The 16,188-nt window shown below is 36.7% G+C and carries 17 protein-coding genes; 6 read left to right on the forward strand and 11 right to left on the reverse strand.

Features of this window, described 5'->3' with window-relative positions; all coding sequences use genetic code 11:
- Window positions 1-227: 227 nt before the first annotated feature.
- The 5 genes from NP781_RS19165 to NP781_RS19185 form a co-directional block, all read right to left on the reverse strand.
- On the reverse strand, window positions 228-812 hold the full coding sequence (locus tag NP781_RS19165) for a DUF305 domain-containing protein (RefSeq protein WP_004225628.1): 585 nt from the start codon (window positions 810-812) through the stop codon (window positions 228-230).
- A 102-nt stretch (window positions 813-914) separates the two neighbouring features.
- The gene (locus NP781_RS19170) at window positions 915-1,103 is read right to left on the reverse strand and encodes a cysteine-rich CWC family protein (RefSeq protein ID WP_221682811.1); all 189 of its coding nucleotides are present in this window, start codon (window positions 1,101-1,103) and stop codon (window positions 915-917) included.
- Between the two features lie 77 nt (window positions 1,104-1,180).
- Window positions 1,181-1,378 (reverse strand): gamma-type small acid-soluble spore protein, encoded by a 198-nt coding sequence (locus NP781_RS19175; RefSeq protein WP_221682810.1) that lies wholly within the window; start codon window positions 1,376-1,378, stop codon window positions 1,181-1,183.
- Window positions 1,379-1,392: 14 nt separating this feature from the next.
- The gene (locus tag NP781_RS19180) at window positions 1,393-1,602 is read right to left on the reverse strand and encodes a hypothetical protein (protein WP_221682809.1); all 210 of its coding nucleotides are present in this window, start codon (window positions 1,600-1,602) and stop codon (window positions 1,393-1,395) included.
- A 44-nt stretch (window positions 1,603-1,646) separates the two neighbouring features.
- Window positions 1,647-1,880: a hypothetical protein gene (locus NP781_RS19185; protein WP_221682808.1), complete on the reverse strand. Its 234-nt coding sequence runs from the start codon at window positions 1,878-1,880 to the stop codon at window positions 1,647-1,649.
- 135 nt (window positions 1,881-2,015) lie between these two features.
- Between NP781_RS19185 and NP781_RS19190 the strand changes: the two genes are divergently transcribed.
- Entirely contained in the window at window positions 2,016-2,510 is a 495-nt protein-coding gene (locus tag NP781_RS19190; protein WP_202342770.1) for a L,D-transpeptidase family protein, read from the forward strand.
- A 39-nt stretch (window positions 2,511-2,549) separates the two neighbouring features.
- Here NP781_RS19190 and NP781_RS19195 read toward each other — a convergent pair whose 3' ends face one another.
- Complete coding sequence (locus NP781_RS19195; protein WP_257520612.1) at window positions 2,550-3,317, reverse strand: DUF2935 domain-containing protein; 768 nt, start codon at window positions 3,315-3,317, stop codon at window positions 2,550-2,552.
- 178 nt (window positions 3,318-3,495) lie between these two features.
- Here NP781_RS19195 and NP781_RS19200 point away from each other — a divergent pair, with 178 nt between their 5' ends.
- The gene (locus NP781_RS19200; protein ID WP_257520613.1) at window positions 3,496-5,169 is read left to right on the forward strand and encodes a ribonuclease J; all 1,674 of its coding nucleotides are present in this window, start codon (window positions 3,496-3,498) and stop codon (window positions 5,167-5,169) included.
- A 44-nt stretch (window positions 5,170-5,213) separates the two neighbouring features.
- On the opposite strand, the gene NP781_RS19205 is transcribed toward NP781_RS19200, so the two are convergent.
- Window positions 5,214-5,867, reverse strand: coding sequence for a restriction endonuclease subunit S domain-containing protein (locus NP781_RS19205; protein WP_221682805.1), 654 nt, complete (start codon window positions 5,865-5,867; stop codon window positions 5,214-5,216).
- Window positions 5,868-6,078: 211 nt separating this feature from the next.
- On the opposite strand from NP781_RS19205, the gene NP781_RS19210 reads away from it, so the two are divergent.
- A complete protein-coding gene (locus NP781_RS19210) occupies window positions 6,079-6,468 on the forward strand; it encodes a helix-turn-helix domain-containing protein (protein WP_004225641.1) in 390 nt (129 codons plus the stop codon).
- Between the two features lie 41 nt (window positions 6,469-6,509).
- On the opposite strand, the gene NP781_RS19215 is transcribed toward NP781_RS19210, so the two are convergent.
- Window positions 6,510-7,385 (reverse strand): radical SAM/SPASM domain-containing protein, encoded by an 876-nt coding sequence (locus NP781_RS19215; protein ID WP_221682804.1) that lies wholly within the window; start codon window positions 7,383-7,385, stop codon window positions 6,510-6,512.
- A 196-nt stretch (window positions 7,386-7,581) separates the two neighbouring features.
- Here NP781_RS19215 and NP781_RS19220 point away from each other — a divergent pair, with 196 nt between their 5' ends.
- Window positions 7,582-7,995, forward strand: a complete 414-nt coding sequence (locus NP781_RS19220; protein ID WP_257520614.1) for a hypothetical protein — start codon at window positions 7,582-7,584, stop codon at window positions 7,993-7,995.
- Between the two features lie 200 nt (window positions 7,996-8,195).
- Here NP781_RS19220 and NP781_RS19225 read toward each other — a convergent pair whose 3' ends face one another.
- The 3 genes from NP781_RS19225 to NP781_RS19235 all read right to left on the reverse strand — a co-directional run bounded on the left by NP781_RS19225 (window position 8,196) and on the right by NP781_RS19235 (window position 12,979).
- Window positions 8,196-9,599, reverse strand: coding sequence for a SpoVR family protein (locus NP781_RS19225; protein WP_257520615.1), 1,404 nt, complete (start codon window positions 9,597-9,599; stop codon window positions 8,196-8,198).
- 44 nt (window positions 9,600-9,643) lie between these two features.
- Window positions 9,644-10,801 (reverse strand): sporulation protein YhbH, encoded by a 1,158-nt coding sequence (gene yhbH, locus NP781_RS19230; RefSeq protein ID WP_221682801.1) that lies wholly within the window; start codon window positions 10,799-10,801, stop codon window positions 9,644-9,646.
- Between the two features lie 282 nt (window positions 10,802-11,083).
- Window positions 11,084-12,979, reverse strand: a complete 1,896-nt coding sequence (locus NP781_RS19235; protein ID WP_039884612.1) for a PrkA family serine protein kinase — start codon at window positions 12,977-12,979, stop codon at window positions 11,084-11,086.
- Window positions 12,980-13,191: 212 nt separating this feature from the next.
- Here NP781_RS19235 and NP781_RS19240 point away from each other — a divergent pair, with 212 nt between their 5' ends.
- Together NP781_RS19240 and NP781_RS19245 are read left to right on the forward strand one after the other, a co-directional pair.
- Window positions 13,192-14,187, forward strand: a complete 996-nt coding sequence (locus NP781_RS19240; RefSeq protein ID WP_221682800.1) for a M23 family metallopeptidase — start codon at window positions 13,192-13,194, stop codon at window positions 14,185-14,187.
- Between the two features lie 264 nt (window positions 14,188-14,451).
- On the forward strand, window positions 14,452-16,146 hold the full coding sequence (locus tag NP781_RS19245; RefSeq protein WP_257520616.1) for a methyl-accepting chemotaxis protein: 1,695 nt from the start codon (window positions 14,452-14,454) through the stop codon (window positions 16,144-16,146).
- Window positions 16,147-16,188: the final 42 nt, after the last annotated feature.

The following is a 16,188-nucleotide window of genomic DNA, read 5'->3' on the forward strand; positions in this document are numbered from 1 at the left end:
CAATTATAGATTTCTCTTCATTACCTTCAACTAATAAAACATATATATTTTACCAACAATAGAGTGGCAAAAATAGATTCTCATTTAATTCTTTACACTTTATTATTTTTCCGTCCACTTTATTGACAATTTCTTATTTTCTTAGTTAAACACTGTCTTTATGCAGAAAAAGCGCTAAAATCCTGATTGATTTAGCGCCTTCTTCCCATATAAACTTCTCGTTAGTGCTAGCACTCGCAATCGCAATTTTGTAAGCTATCCAGTAGCTTTTCCATGGCTTCTAGTTGCTCACACAGCGTTTGAATCATGCAACGTAGGATTGGAATTAACTCTTGACAAATGCAGAATCTAAGCACATTTTGTGCCAGTCGTATACCACCCTGATGATGGACGATCATTTCCCGAAGATAATTGATATTAATGCTATTAGAGACTGGTGGAGCACACATTGCATTGAACATAGCTTCTGTAATTTCTTTGTAAGCACACATATACTCGTATAATTCATACTCTGAGTTTTGTACGACACAACAACGATTTTGTATCGCTTCAAGACTCTCAACCATTTCTGTATGTGTGCGAATGATTTCTAAGGCGAGATTTTGCACAGGTATATTCGTTGTATAACGTAAAACATTTTCAGACATTTGGATTGCTGCAACTTGATGAGGGATGATTTGCTTAATAAAATTTTCTGAGATACTACAAGTAATGGTAACATAGGTCATACCCTGCATCATTTTTTTGAGGATTCGCTGATATTCCTCTAAATATGCCTTTGTCACATTACTGAGTTCAATTGGTTTAGCCATTAGACACACTCCTTTCAGAGTAATGTATGCCTGCTAGGTTGTTGTGCGATAGACAATTGTACCAATTGCTCAATTTTTACCAACCTTTATCATCGCAAAAAACTATACTTGTTCTTTCTTATATGTATCTATGCATGTTGAACAAATGCATAGATTTGGCTCTCTTTGCACTGTAGTTAACAGGGTTTCTGGAATGCTAACTGTCATACACCAGCACTCTTTTTTGCCTTTTGCCACGCCACAATGGTTTTCGCCTCCGCATAATGGACATCTCATTTCTCCAGTTGACATGATTTACAACTCCTTTATTTTTCACCATTGTAAAATAAAAAGGGAAGAGCGCTCAATACCTTGCTCCTCCAAAACGTTTATTGTTGATGTTTGTGTATGTCTTGTTTGACTTCATCAATGTCTGTGTCGCTATAAATAGACGTACCATGTCCACCACTTTTAGCTAACAACGCCTTTACTTCATTATAGGATAATCCTGCCTGTGCATTTTTTTGCTTCACTTCATTAATATTTGTTCCTGCAGCTGTAAATTGGACGTCTTTTTCATGATTCATTGATTTTTTACCTCCTATAATTCATCTGGCTGCATTTCAATTAATTCGTCGCCTTCTCTTTTGACTCGCTTATTGAGTTCCTCTATTGGAATGGCATCTACAGTTTGCATATCCTCATGCAAATCGAAAAGACTAATCGTATCTGATTCAACCATGTCAGGCTTGTCCTTACTATTTAAATTCATGAACATTTTCTTTTCATGTGGTATTTTTTCCATATCCATTCTGTCACACTCCTTTTCCTATAATGTGTGTAATGCTGAACAGATTATGTGTCTTTCTCAATCGCACTTTTATCAATTCGATGATACTCAGCTATTTGAATAACTCGTACATGTTTTGTGTGCAATTCATGGTATATCCCCCTACTATCCGTAAAGGAGATATATTGATCACGTTCATTTTTCACTAATTTTTCTGCCTCTTGTTGTGATTCAATAAAAATGAACCTTCGAACATAATGTACCTCATCAAAGAAATACGTAATTTTAAATTCCTTCATCTTTATGCCCCTTAATCCTGCAATGTCACCGCTTATTCTGTCCAGAAACTGAAAAACCTTGCATTCCTAAAATTACATAAAACATTCTGAAGCATATAGTAAAGCAATAAACCTTTGCAATGGAGGGACTAAAAATTGATTCATACAGTCAAAGCTGGTGAAACCCTTGTTCAAATTTCTCAAGATTACCGTACACCTTTGTCATCTATTCTCGCTGCTAATCTAGGAATTCAGCCTGACCATCTTTTCAATGGTCAACAAATTATCATCCCAGGCTTGCCCGACCCCGAAGCAATTCCTTACCATATCGAGATATCCACCAATAATCGCTGGCTCCGTTTATATAAAAACAATATCCTTCAAAAACAATACCCAATTGCAGTTGGTCGCATGCTTCACGAAACACCAGTAGGTAGTTTTATTATCATCAATAAAGCGCCAAACCCTGGCGGTCCTTTTGGTACGATGTGGATGAGTCTTTCTAAAGAACACTACGGAATTCATGGCACAAATGATCCTAGCTCTATTGGGCATGCTGTTTCACATGGGTGTATCCGCATGCAAAATCGAGATGTTGAAGAGCTAGCCAGTATTGTGCCAATAGGTACAGAGGTAGTGATTCATCCCTAATCAAAAAGGCTATCTAGTCAGCTTAGATAGCCTTTTGTTTTAATTATCTTGTTCTCTAGCCTGTGCAAGCTTTGTTAAATAGTATTGCTCTTCACGCCACATATGATCCGCCATCGGAGCTGTAAATGTACCTAGCACCTCTGCACTTAGCTCCATTTCTTCTAATTCTCTTAAGAATGTTTTAAATAATGTCATTTCAAGCTCAACATCTTTATTAAAGCGTTTTAAAGCAGGAAAGGAATCCATATTCGTACGTAAATAGCCTGTTAATTCTACGGCCTTTAAGTAAAATTGTTCAAAGTGTTGAGCAAACTCATGACTCTTTTGCTTCAAACGCTTCTCAACACCATCTAAATCATCATTAATAATGCCTGCGTGTCCAGAGGCATCTAAAAGCCAAACTAAATGATGATGAAGCTCATGAAAAATCGGTGGTGCTTCTCCTTTTTTCAAGTAATTCAGCACATTTTGGTATTCTTCTAATTCATTGACCATATGGTTGACAAACGTAGGCGTTAAATGAATTCCAATATCCCCCAATAGTTGATGTCTGAGTAGATACAGCTTGAACTGCTTAAATTGCTCAACCTTGTCGTCCACGGACACTGAAAAAGATACAGCATTTGAATCATCGAGCGAAGGTACATATGCAAGTAGCTCCGAGAATTGATAAATATACGTATAGGCTCTTTGAATATCATCCTTTTCTGAGGGATAGAGGGCGTCATGAATAAATTGAGCGTGATTTTGCATGATTTCTAGCCAAAATCTATGCTCAAAAATAGCATGTTGCACAAAACTAGACAAAGCTTTACCTCCTTTTAATTTGATTTTAGAGAAATATTCTTGTTATCTCTCCATTCTATTCTTTACATTTTACAATTAGTCGTATTGCAAATTTCGTATAGGATGAAATGCTAAAAGCTATACTACTTATGGCAAAAGCATTTAGATGGCTTTATTTAAGACTATAGGAGGGAATACGTTGTCAACAAGTAAACAGCTATTATCCATATTCGCCCTTGGTGGGATAAATGAAATTGGTAAAAATATGTATGTAGTACAATATGCAGATGACATAATTATTATTGATTGCGGAGCAAAATTTCCTGATGAAACCCTGCTCGGAATTGATTTAATCATTCCAGATATTACGTATTTACTTGATAATAAGGAGAAAATTAAGGCATTAATTGTCACGCATGGACATGAAGATCATATTGGTGGTATTCCTTACTTACTAAAAAAATTAAATGTCCCTGTGTATGCTACCCGATTCACACTCGGACTTATTGAATTAAAGCTTAAGGAACATAAACTTTTACGAGGAACGGATTTAATTGAAATTCATGCAGACTCAGCTCTACATTTAGGACAATTCGATGTTAGTTTCTTTAGAACCAATCATAGTATACCCGATTGTTTAGGAATTGTTTTAGCCACTCCCGAAGGAAACGTTGTCCATACTGGAGACTTTAAATTTGACCTAACGCCTGTTAACAACCAATTTGCTGATATTCATAAAATGGCTGAAATCGGTTCAAATGGCGTGCTAGTTCTTATCTCGGAAAGTACAAATGCGGAAAGACCTGGTTTGACACCTTCAGAGCAACTTGTAGGGCATCATATTGAGGAAGCCTTTTTACATGCTGAACGAAAAGTAATTATCTCTACCTTTGCTTCAAATGTTAATCGTATTCAACAAATCGTACATGCAGCAATTGCCACCAATAGGAAGCTAGCTTTAGTAGGGCGTAGCATGGTCAATGTCGTTGATGTCGCAATTGAACGAGGTTATTTATTTGTACCAGAAGATCTGTTAATTGATGCACGGGAGGTCAAATACCTCCCTCCAGAAGAGGTGGTGGTCCTCTGCACAGGTAGCCAAGGCGAGCCTCTAGCTGCACTTGCAAGAATAGCAAATGGTAATCATCGTGAAATTAAAGTTTTACCAGACGATACAGTCATTCTTGCCGCTTCACCAATCCCCGGTAATGAAAAGGGTGTTTCTCGTATTGTGGACAATTTGTTTCAGCTTGGTGCTAAAGTTATTTATGGTTCTTCCAGTCATACAGGTATGCATGTATCAGGACATGGTCATCAAGAGGACTTGAAACTTATGCTGACGTTTATGAAGCCTAAATTTTTCATACCTATTCATGGTGAGTATCGTATGTTACATCAACATCGTTTATTAGCAGAATCTATTGGCGTTCAAAAGGGACATACATTTATTATGAAAAATGGGGATGTTGTTGATATTGAAAATTCAAAGGCAAGGCAAACACGGAAAATTCCTGCTGGGGATACCTATGTAGATGGGATTGGCATTGGTGAGGTCGAAGGAATTGTCCTGCGTGATCGCAAGCAACTTTCAGAAGATGGAATGCTTGTTATTGTATTGACACTCAATAAAGCTGATGGTGCTTTTATTTCGGAACCCGATACCATTTCACGTGGTTTTGTTTATGCTAAAGATTTCGAGGCACTGTTAACTAAAGTCAATGTGCTTACCAAAGAAATCGTCAATGAGCTTCAAGAAGAGAGCAGACAGCAAATACATGTTCTTCGCCGAGAAATTAAAAGAGCTGTTGGACAATATTTATTTACCCAAACAAAACGTAAGCCCATGATTTTACCAATTATTATTGAAATTTAACAAGTCGGTGCAAGGATTGCCCAATCCATTTGCACCGACTTATGTTAATTGCTCAACCTTTGAAAGGAATCATTTAGGAAATCTCCATTATAAACCTTATGTAACATATCAGCATATAGATATTGGAGCTGGTCAAAGCTATGATGTAAGTTTTTTGCATGCTGATTTACTTGTTTTGACACATTATCGAAATACTGTGGAAGTTTTTCTACCGCTGTGACTAAAGAATCTTTATTCATTAATAAATGCTGAATAGCGTTTAATAGTTGAGCTGCTCTATGCTGTATATCAAGAGGAGGTAATTCAATTATTAAACGAAAGATATGACGTTTCTCTTTATTTATTTGATACCATTTAAAAAAGTGAAATAAATAGTCACTAACAACAATGGATTCATTTGGAATAATGGCAATGATATCATGACCGATGCACACAGCTTTTTTACATTGATAAATAATGGTTTCCTTTAAATTTAATTTATTGAGTAGAATGCTTTTTGCAGGCACTAGTGACAAATTTAATGAATCAACCGTGTGATCAACCTTTGGCACTTTACTAGCATCATCATCTACCAATAATTTCAATAGTGTTGCTTTGGTGATAAAAGGAGTACCTTCCCTTTTAAACCATTGATCGTTCGCAATTAAATGACCAATTTGGACTTTTGCTATTTCTTCTAAAAAAAACTGCTTCACCATGTATGAACCCTCCAATCCTCTGTCCCAATTAATACCCTGAATACAATCTTCATTAACGCATACCTAGTTATTTATTTAGGTCATTTGTCTGGATAAAAGTATTACTCTAAAGATTGTACCATTTTAATGTAACTTTTTCTCTATTATACCACTATAATAGTATAGTCATTTTCATTGTTTTTCACTAGCTTTTAACATAGAGGTGAATCATATGTCAGATTTTTTAAAGCTAGTAGGTGAACAACTTCGGATTATTCGATTATCTAAAGGACTTAGCCAAGAAGAAGTGGCTGAAAGAACAGGGAAGTTAGGTTTCAGTAAAGGAAGAGTTTCCAATATTGAGCATGGACAATCTAATATTACCTTAAGTACTTTGGAAACAATCATGAAGGCATTAGACATTACCCCTGAGGAGCTATTTAATTTTCAAAAATTATCTGGCGTTACTGATATTGAGGAGAAAAACCTCATGCTAGACATTCATCGCTCATTATTAAGAGAACGAAATTTAGACGAGGTAAAATATGTAGTTCGTATAACGAAGGATTTTTTAGATACGATTGATTCTCAATCAAAGAAAAACAGCTCTAACGGTCAATGACCATTGGAGCTGCTTTTTTATTTCAAAGTAACTTTTAGTAGCTACATACCAAATTTTTGACGATAGCCGCATTTTCTACATAATTCTTCCACAGCTTCTCTTCTTGAGAAGCCTTCAACAATCTTGTTGGCACGCTCCCCTTCTACAATGTCGGAGAAGGATTTTTCATGTACATTTCCTAAATTAATGACACCTTCCCCATCCAAACAGCAAGGTACAACGGTACCATCCACCAATATAGCCGCTTGACTACGCAGTGCATGACAAAAACCCTTGCCTTCATCCTCTGGCTCTAGAAGACTTGGCCATCTAAACTCATGATCCTGATTTAAATACACATGAGGGGCAATTTTTACCCCTTTCCCAGGTTCTACTTTTTCTTCTATACGATAATCAAGATGATACTCATTTTCTAATATTTCTAAAGTCTCGCGGTTGCGACGAGCTGCAACATCCGAAACATGATCCTGTTGTAGATTCCATAAACGATAGGAAATAATCGTATTGAATTCCCTAGAATCTCGCACAAAATCCAAAATATCCCCTAAATATTTTTCACGATTTTCGGAGCCTTCATGCCCATCAAAGCTATGCAACGAGAAATTAATTTGACGTAACGCTGGCTTTCCTAATATTTTCTCGCGATTTTTTTTGATTAGCGTACCATTCGTTGTAATATTGACTTTGAATCCTTTTGCATGGGCAGCATCTAATAGCTGATCAATTCTTGGATGTAGTAATGGCTCTCCTTTCACATGCAAATAAATATATTTTGTATGTGGACGAATTTCATCTAATATTTTATTAAATTGTTCGACTTTTATAAGCCCCTTTGCACGCGCTGTAGGTGGACAAAAACTGCATGCTAAATTACAAACACTCGTAATTTCTATATAAACCTTTTTAAATGTTCTCAATGTTACTTCTCCGTTCCCATTCACTAAATAATCAAATCTCATTCATTTTAACAAATTTATTGGATAGATAGCAAAAATCGTTGAGCTTCCCTCTGGACTCTCCTACCTTTTCTCTAGGTAACATGGCTACACGTACAGGTGGGTTCAAGAAGCGCTAATATCTTAATAGTAATAGGAAAGGAAGGGAGGAGAAACGATGTCTGGTTTTAATTCTAAAAAATTTTATGGACCTGACGAACCTGAGCAGGAATCCTCTAACAAGCAAGGGAAAAATCATATAACAATAAATTTTACATTCAATATAGGAAATACTGATTTTCACTTTGAGCAACGTGCAGAAGGCGGAGGCCAAATCAATCATGATGTAGGCACAAATGCCAACCAAGGTGGACAAAATGCTAGTAACGGTAGTCATACACGCAACGTCAATTCGCAATTTGCTGACGGTAATGGAAGAAGTGGTATTGCTGGTAATGATAATGACGAGGCTGGTGGGCAACAAGGCATTAAAGTACGGGATAGTCTTGTCATTGAAAGTGATATTCATTCATCCTCTAACCATAGTGAAAGTAATGAAGAAACTGATGTATTAACTGAAGAAGATGAGTAGATTGGTTTCAAAAAGATCATGTCAGTAGCAAAAAAGGCCATTTGACACGAAGAGGCTCTGTGCTCTGCCACTGGAAAGCAATTAGCCTGCAACCGATTGTTGAACTTTCACAAAAATACTATTGATGGTTTTGTTTTTCAACACGATGAAAAAACTTCTATCTGCTTGATGGTACCTTCAACAGATAGAAGTTTTTTTTATTATACATTGCGTTTATAGTTTTTTGTGCCGTCATATGAATAAAGCATCGGCTTTTTATCCACATAGGTTTCTAAATGAACAGGACGTCCCCACAGCTGGTAAATATAAGGCAATACATTTTCTAAATAGTGTGGATCTAACTCCATCCCTTCATAGCCATGAACTAAATATAGCTCGCCATTCCTCAAATAATCACCATTTTTTACTACAATGTATGGGAAGCCACCGTTTACACGCATGGATACAAGTTGATCGCGAACCATCTCGTGATCCTTATCCGTTATACGATATTCATTCCCTTTCTTTTGGAATAAGTACAAATCTTCACGCTTCGCTAAATTCTTTGTTAAATAGTTTCGAATAAAGGAAATATCTGATTCTACTTCTCTTACCTCAAAAATCTTTTCACGTCCCGTATTTGGCAAAACACCTAACCGTTTCATTTCCTCAGTAGGGTTATTATAGCGATTTTCAATATCCTCGAAAATTTTAATCCCAAGATAATATGGATTAATCGATGTTTTGGAGGGCTGCACAACCCCCGCATTTAATTTGGCATATTCGATAGTTTCAGCAGTAGTTAACTTTAGCTCCCGCATGATTCGTTGATGCCAGAAAGAGGCCCACCCCTCATTCATTATTTTAGTTTCTAATTGAGGCCAAAAATAAAGCATTTCCTCTCGCATCATTGTTAATATATCTCGTTGCCAGTCTTCCAATTCACGGCTATGCTCCTCTAAGAATAACAACAGGTCCTTTTCTGGCTGAGGAGGAAATTGCTTTAATCTGCGTCGGATGGGTTTATAAACTTTTTCTTTTTCTTCTATACTCCATAAATCATCATACGGTGATTTTGTTGGTGGTTTTTCCTCCTCAAGCTCATCCTCCTCACTCCAGGATAGCTTCGGTCTTAAAATGGATGGATCAATATGTTCTTGAATAGCTAAAACAGCATCTAAAAACTTCTCCACCTCATCTTTGCCATACGCTCTCTCATAGCCAGCTATTCGCTCAGCAGTTGCGGTCATACTTTCTACCATATCTCTTCTTGTATTAGAAAAACGTATATTATTTTTGAAGAAATCGCAGTGTGCTAGAACATGGGCAATAATCAATTTATTTTGGGTTAAAGTATTAGTATCGAGTAAAAATGCATAGCAAGGATTTGAATTAATGACAAGCTCATAAATCTGACTAAGTCCTAAATCATATTGAAGCTTCATTTTATGAAATTGTTTTCCAAAGCTCCAATGGGAAAAGCGCGTGGGCATACCGTAGGCGCCAAATGTATAAATAATATCGGCTGGACAAATTTCATAACGCATTGGATAAAAATCTAAGCCAAAGCTTGAGGCAATTTCGGTAATTTCATCTATTGCTCGATGAAGCTCTTTTGTGTTCATTTTACGCCCCCTCCTTTGAACGTGGTGCTGAGGATACTTCCATGTTACTCTTCACTTTTCTTGAAAAAGCTCTTTAAGGCGTCATAGACATCGCCTTTTTTTCTCAAAATATGGTATCTGAATTTAGGATCATCAATTTTTTTATACGTATACATAAGCGTAGAGAATCGGTTATGCTGATTGACCTCACCATAGCCAAACATGCTGGATACGTCCATTAACTCCCCTACTAGCTTCAGGCACTTTTCATTGTCCATCGATATATTTTCACCGTCTGAAAAATGGACAGGATAAATATTGTAGCGAGACGGATGATATTTATCCTGAATTAATTCCAATGCCTTTTTATAAGCTGAAGAACAAATAGTGCCACCACTTTCGCCCTTTGTAAAAAACTCCTCTTCTGTGACAACCTTTGCCTCAGTATGATGGGCAATAAATTCAATTTCTACTGTTTCATATTTTGACCGTAAAAACTTCGTCATCCAAAAGAAGAAGCTTCTCGCACAATATTTTTCAAATGCTCCCATTGAGCCACTTGTATCCATCATGGCGAGCACTACTGCTTTGGATTCTGGTTTCTCCACTTCATCCCATGTTTTAAAACGTAAATCGTCATTGTGGATTGGCGTTATTTCTGCTTTCCCATGCATCGCATTGCGCTTTAATGCATTTAAAATGGTACGCTTTTTATCGACATTACCCATGAGACCTTTTTTTCGAATATCATTAAACTCTATTTTTTCTGTTTTAATATCTGCCTTTTCTTTCTGCTGTAAATTTGGTAATTCTAGTTCATGAAATAAAACATTTTGAATTTCCTCCATACTGACTTCTGCTTCATAATAATCTTGGCCAGGCTTGTCACCCGCTTCTTTTCCTTTACCGGGAGCCTGATTGGCCTTACTGCCATCGCGCGCCACTACATCTCCAACACTACTATCCCCTTGTCCCTGCCCTACATGCTTAGAGTTATCATAGTTATATCGTATTTTATATTCATCAAGTGACCGAATTGGTATCTTAATAACCTCGCGACCATTGGACATCACAATACTTTCTTCGCTAACTAAATCAGGTAAATTATTTTTAATCGCATCTTTCACTTTTTCCATATGGCGTTGTTGGTCCTGGTGCCCTTTACGATGGAGGGACCAATTTTCCTGAGAAATGACAAAGCGTTTATTTTCGTGTTCAGTCATTTTTATCCTCACCCATCTATCAAATTCGCTTTTTCTATACTATGCTTGTGAGCCAAATTTTTGAACTTTTTTCATAAAATCAATTGTATATCTATTAATCACACCTCAATGCGTCCAGCTTTTATTGTCCATGCTCGAAAGTTTCTCTTCAAAGTCTCGGACATCCTCTGGGGCTTTTTGTTTATTCCGTCAAATCATAAATCTCTCCTCCTGATAATAAAAGGAGTGCCCTAAAATTGGGACACTCCTATCTGACTTGGAACAATGAACATCAAGTTATCGTTATCGATTTAGCAAACTTCCTACATACTGTAGCAACTCATTTGCTGATGTTGTATTATAGCCATGTTCATCAACAAGTCTTGCCACAACCTCATTAATCTTCTTCAGTTGCGATTCATCTGGCATTTTAGAAGAAGTAGTAATTTTCACGATATCTTTCAAATCTGCAAATAATTTCTTCTGAATGGCTTCTCGCAATCTTTCATGAGAATTATAATCAAAACGTTTACCTTTTCGTGCATAGGCAGAAATTCGAATGAGAATTTCTTCACGGAATGCCTTTTTAGCATTTTCTGAAATGCCAATTTGCTCCTCAATCGAGCGCATTAATTTTTCATCTGGGTTCATTTCTTCCCCAGTAAGTGGATCATAAATTTTATTTTTATTACAAAATGCCTCTACATTATCGAGGTAGTTGTTCATTAATGTTTTTGCCGATTCCTCATAGGAATACACAAAAGCCTTTTGTACTTCGTTTTTAGCAATTTCATCATATTCTCTACGAGCAACCGCAATGTAATTCATGTATTTTTCCCGATCCTCTTGAGAAATAGATGCATGCTGATCTAACCCATCCTTCAATGCTCGTAAAACGTCTAATGCATTTATTGATGGTATCTCTTTGCGGATAATAGCAGAAGAAATACGGTTAATAATATAGCGTGGATCAATACCGTTCATGCCTTCATTCGGGAACTCTTTCTTCAGCTCCTCTAAGTCAACGGAATTAAATCCCTCCACATTTTCTCCGTCGTACAAGCGCATTTTTTTAATTAGATCCACACCTTGTTTTTTCGGAACTTCCAAACGAGTGAGAACCGAAAAGATTGCTGCGGCCTTTAAAGCATGCGGTGCAATATGGACATGGGACATATCGCTCTCTTTTATCATCTTTTCATAAATATGCTCTTCCTGACTAACTTTGAGGTTGTAGGGAATTGGCATAACGATAATTCGAGAATGTAATGCCTCATTCTTTTTGTTCGAAATAAATGAACGATACTCTGTTTCATTTGTATGAGCAACGATTAACTCATCTGCACTAATTAAAGCAAATCTTCCTGCTTTGAAATTTCCTTCCTGCGTTAATGATAATAAATTCCATAAGAATTTTTCATCTAGTTTTAGCATCTCCTGGAATTCCATCATTCCTCTATTGGCCTTATTCAGCTCCCCATCAAAGCGGTAAGCACGAGGATCCGACTCTGAACCAAATTCACCAATTGTAGAAAAATCAATACTTCCTGTTAAATCTGCAATATCCTGTGATTTAGGGTCTGATGGTGTAAATGTCCCTATACCCACACGTTTATCTTCTGAAAAAGTAATACGTTCAATCATTACATTTTCAATGCGTCCATCGTATTCCTTTTCAAGACGCATTGTATTTAAAGGCGATAAACTTCCTTCAATTCTAATCCCATATTCCTCAAAGAACTCATTACGCAAATGATGTGGAATTAAATGGAGCGGATCTTCATGCATTGGACATCCCTTAATTGCGTAAACTGCACCTTCATCTGTTCGCGAATATTGCTCTAATCCGCGTTTTAGTAAGGTAACGATAGTTGATTTACCACCACTAACTGGTCCCATTAATAATAAAATACGTTTTCTAACATCTAACCTGCGTGCTGCTGGATGGAAATATTCCTCCACCAGTCTTTCAATTGCTGTTTCAAGCCCAAAAATTTCTTGTCCGAAAAATTTGTACATTTTTTGCCCATCGCGTTCCTCTACACCAGAACTTTTTATCATATTGTAGACGCGTGAATGGGCTGTTTGAGCAACTTCAGGTCTTTCCCTAATGATGTTTAAATAATCTGCAAATGTCCCTTCCCACTTCAGCCTGTTTTCTTCTTCGCGATAGTTTTTCACTTTATCTAAAATGTTAATAGCCTTCCCTCCATTCAGGGCTTGATTTATAACATAGTATGAAGTTAATGGCATGATGATACCATTACTTTTTCTTTGATGAAGTTTCTTCTTATTATTTCTATTTTTGGGGGCAAAAAAATTGCCGATATATCAACTGTTTTCATACATAGAACCTTACTGAATGAAGATAAAAATTTCGGTTATTCTAACGTTAGAAAGGAGGTCCATCATTGCATCGCCATTTTATATTTCTTTTCACATTTTTATTTTTAGGGATTATGCTGTACCCTTCTGCCTCTTTTGCAAAGGAGGATCTTACAGAAGAAGAAATTTTACAGCAGCGTATGTCCTATTATGTACAATTCGATGAATTACTCATTCCATGGCATTTTTTAGCTGCTATCGATCAGTATGAGAGAAACCTACAATCAGTTCGTAAAGACATCCCTAAACGAGAAGGCTATTTGGCTATCCAATTTTCTGATGAATACTGGTCAGGTGCATTAAATCCTGTAAAGGAAGACACTTCTCCTGAGACAATTAGCTATTTCGGAGGAATGGGCCTTGACGGTAATCATGATGGAATCGCTAGTCCAAAGGATGATGAGGATGTCATCTTTTCGATGGCTAGTTATTTAGGGAAATTTGGAACGACTGATGAGGATTTTAAATTAGCTTTATGGGAATATTACGGAAGCGAAGAAGCAGTCAATCAAATATTTACCATCTCCACATTGTACAGACATTTTAAAACCATTGAACTTGATGCACATACCTTCCCGCTAAATATCCGCTCTGATTACAGTTACCGGGGCACTTGGGGCGCCAATCGCGGTTGGGGTGGACGCCGTATTCATGAGGGAACTGATATTTTTGCCAGCTATGGAACACCTGTATTATCTACCTCTTTTGGAGTTGTTGAGGTAAAAGGATGGAATCAATTTGGTGGCTGGCGTATTGGTATTCGCGACAATCATAATTCCTACCACTATTATGCCCACCTCGGTAGCTATCATAAGGAAATTGAAGTAGGTACAATTGTAAAACCTGGTACTGTTCTTGGCTATGTTGGAAGCTCTGGCTATGGAAAAGAAGGTACATCTGGTAAATTCCCTCCACATCTTCATTATGGTATTTATAAATTTAATGGAAGAACCGAATGGGCTTTTGACCCTTATCCTTCCCTTCTACAGTGGGAGCGCACGGCGAAAAAACAAAAAGAATAGAGAATCCTTTACTTATGGCACTTGAAGCAATTTGCTTCAGGTGTATTTTCTTTCTACATAGGAAATTATACACAAATATATAAATTAGTTGTTAGACATCTATATATATTTAACCATCAATAAAAGGAAAATAATTATATCATTGTACTAAAAAACTATTTTTAAATATTTCTATCGAAAGGCTTATTAATACGCATAATTAGTTATAAAATAATACTTGTGTTGAAAAAATTTCTCAATGAGAGATAGTAAAGGGATGGGAAAATGAAAGGCATTATCAAGTTTAAAACACTTAAAACTCGAATTTTAAGTGCATTTATTCTTTTGTTAGTTTTAGTAGTTAGCTTTACAACCTACACTTACAATTCCAATACAAATATGGAAAAACAGGCAAAAGATTTAGTAAAAGAAGATTTAGTTGTTTTAAATGCAAGTAAAAATTTAGCACTCTCTATGAGTGTCCGCCTATCTGCAGCGTTAAATTATGTGTTGACAGGTGACGAAAAATACAAAGAATCATTTGATGAGTATCGCAAAATGGCTGAGGAAAATAACGCTATTCTAGACAAATATGAAAAATCAGATGAACGCGATCAACTTGTAGCAATCGCCCGTGATTGGAGTACCCTTGTTAATACAGAGGTATTTGATATCTATCAAAAGGGCAATAAAGAATTAGCTTTAGAAAATTTAATGGATACACATGAACTCGTAACGAAAGTGCGAGATGGTTACGAAAAACTGGCAGATGAACGTGCTAAAGCCATTACAGATGTTGGTAACGATGTTGTATCAACCAGCTCGGAGAATCGAACAATTGGTATCGCCTTTAGCTTGATTCTAACGATAGCTGGTATTCTAATTGCCATTATCACAGCCAGTACGATTTCTAAACCTGTTACAGTCGTAGCTGACCGAATGAAAGAATTAGCAGATGGAAATTTGCAACTAGAGCCTCTACCTGTAAAAACACGAGATGAAATTGGAACGTTAATGGTAGCTGCCAATGACATGAACGAAAAATTAAAACAAACGATCCATTCTATCTACACGGTTTCTGAAACAGTAGCAGCTAGTAGTGAAGAACTTGCTCAATCATCGAATGAGGTACAAGCAGGTACTGAGCAAATTACAGTAACGATGCAAGAGCTTGCATCGGGTACAGAAACACAAGCATCTACCACAGGTGATTTGGCAGAAACAATGACAACATTTAAGCGTAGCATTCATGAAACTACACAAGAGGGCATTGAATTAAGCGAACATTCTAGCCATGTTCAAAAATTAACGGTTTCAGGGAAAAGTTTAATGGTTCAATCTACCAAACAAATGGCTATAATAAATGAAATTGTATTAGACTCTGTGGAAAAGGTGGAAAATTTAAATGAACAGTCTGCTGAAATATCCAAGCTTGTGTCAGTTATCGATGATATTTCAAACCAAACAAATTTACTTGCATTAAATGCAGCAATCGAAGCAGCACGAGCAGGTGAGCATGGCAAGGGCTTTGCTGTTGTGGCAGATGAAGTCCGAAAGCTTGCTGAGCAAGTACAATTCTCTGTCACAGATATTGCAACAATTGTTCATCGTATTCAAGGTGAGACTGGCAATGTAACATCTGCCCTTCAGACTGGCTATGAGGAAGTAAAAAGAGGAACAACACAGCTAGATGAAACAAATGAAACATTTGAAAAAATTTCTGATGCTGTTGGAGATATGATTGATAATATTTCAACCATTTCAACGAATTTAAATCAGCTTGCTCAAAATTCGGAAACCATTAATGCTTCTATTGATGATATGGCCTCCATTTCACAGGAATCCGCTGCTGGCGTTGAGCAAACAACAGCAACTGTTGAGGAAACCGCCGCTACAATGGATGAAATCGCTAGAAGTGCAAATCAGCTTGCTGGAATGGCCGAGGAGTTAAATACGCAGCTACAGCAATTTAAAATTTAATCATCTAAACAACAAAGGCTATCTCAAAATTTTTCTATTTTG

Origin of the sequence: Lysinibacillus sp. FN11 (genome assembly GCF_024628845.1) — a bacterium.
In the GTDB taxonomy this organism is placed as follows: Bacteria; Bacillota; Bacilli; order Bacillales_A; family Planococcaceae; genus Lysinibacillus; species Lysinibacillus capsici.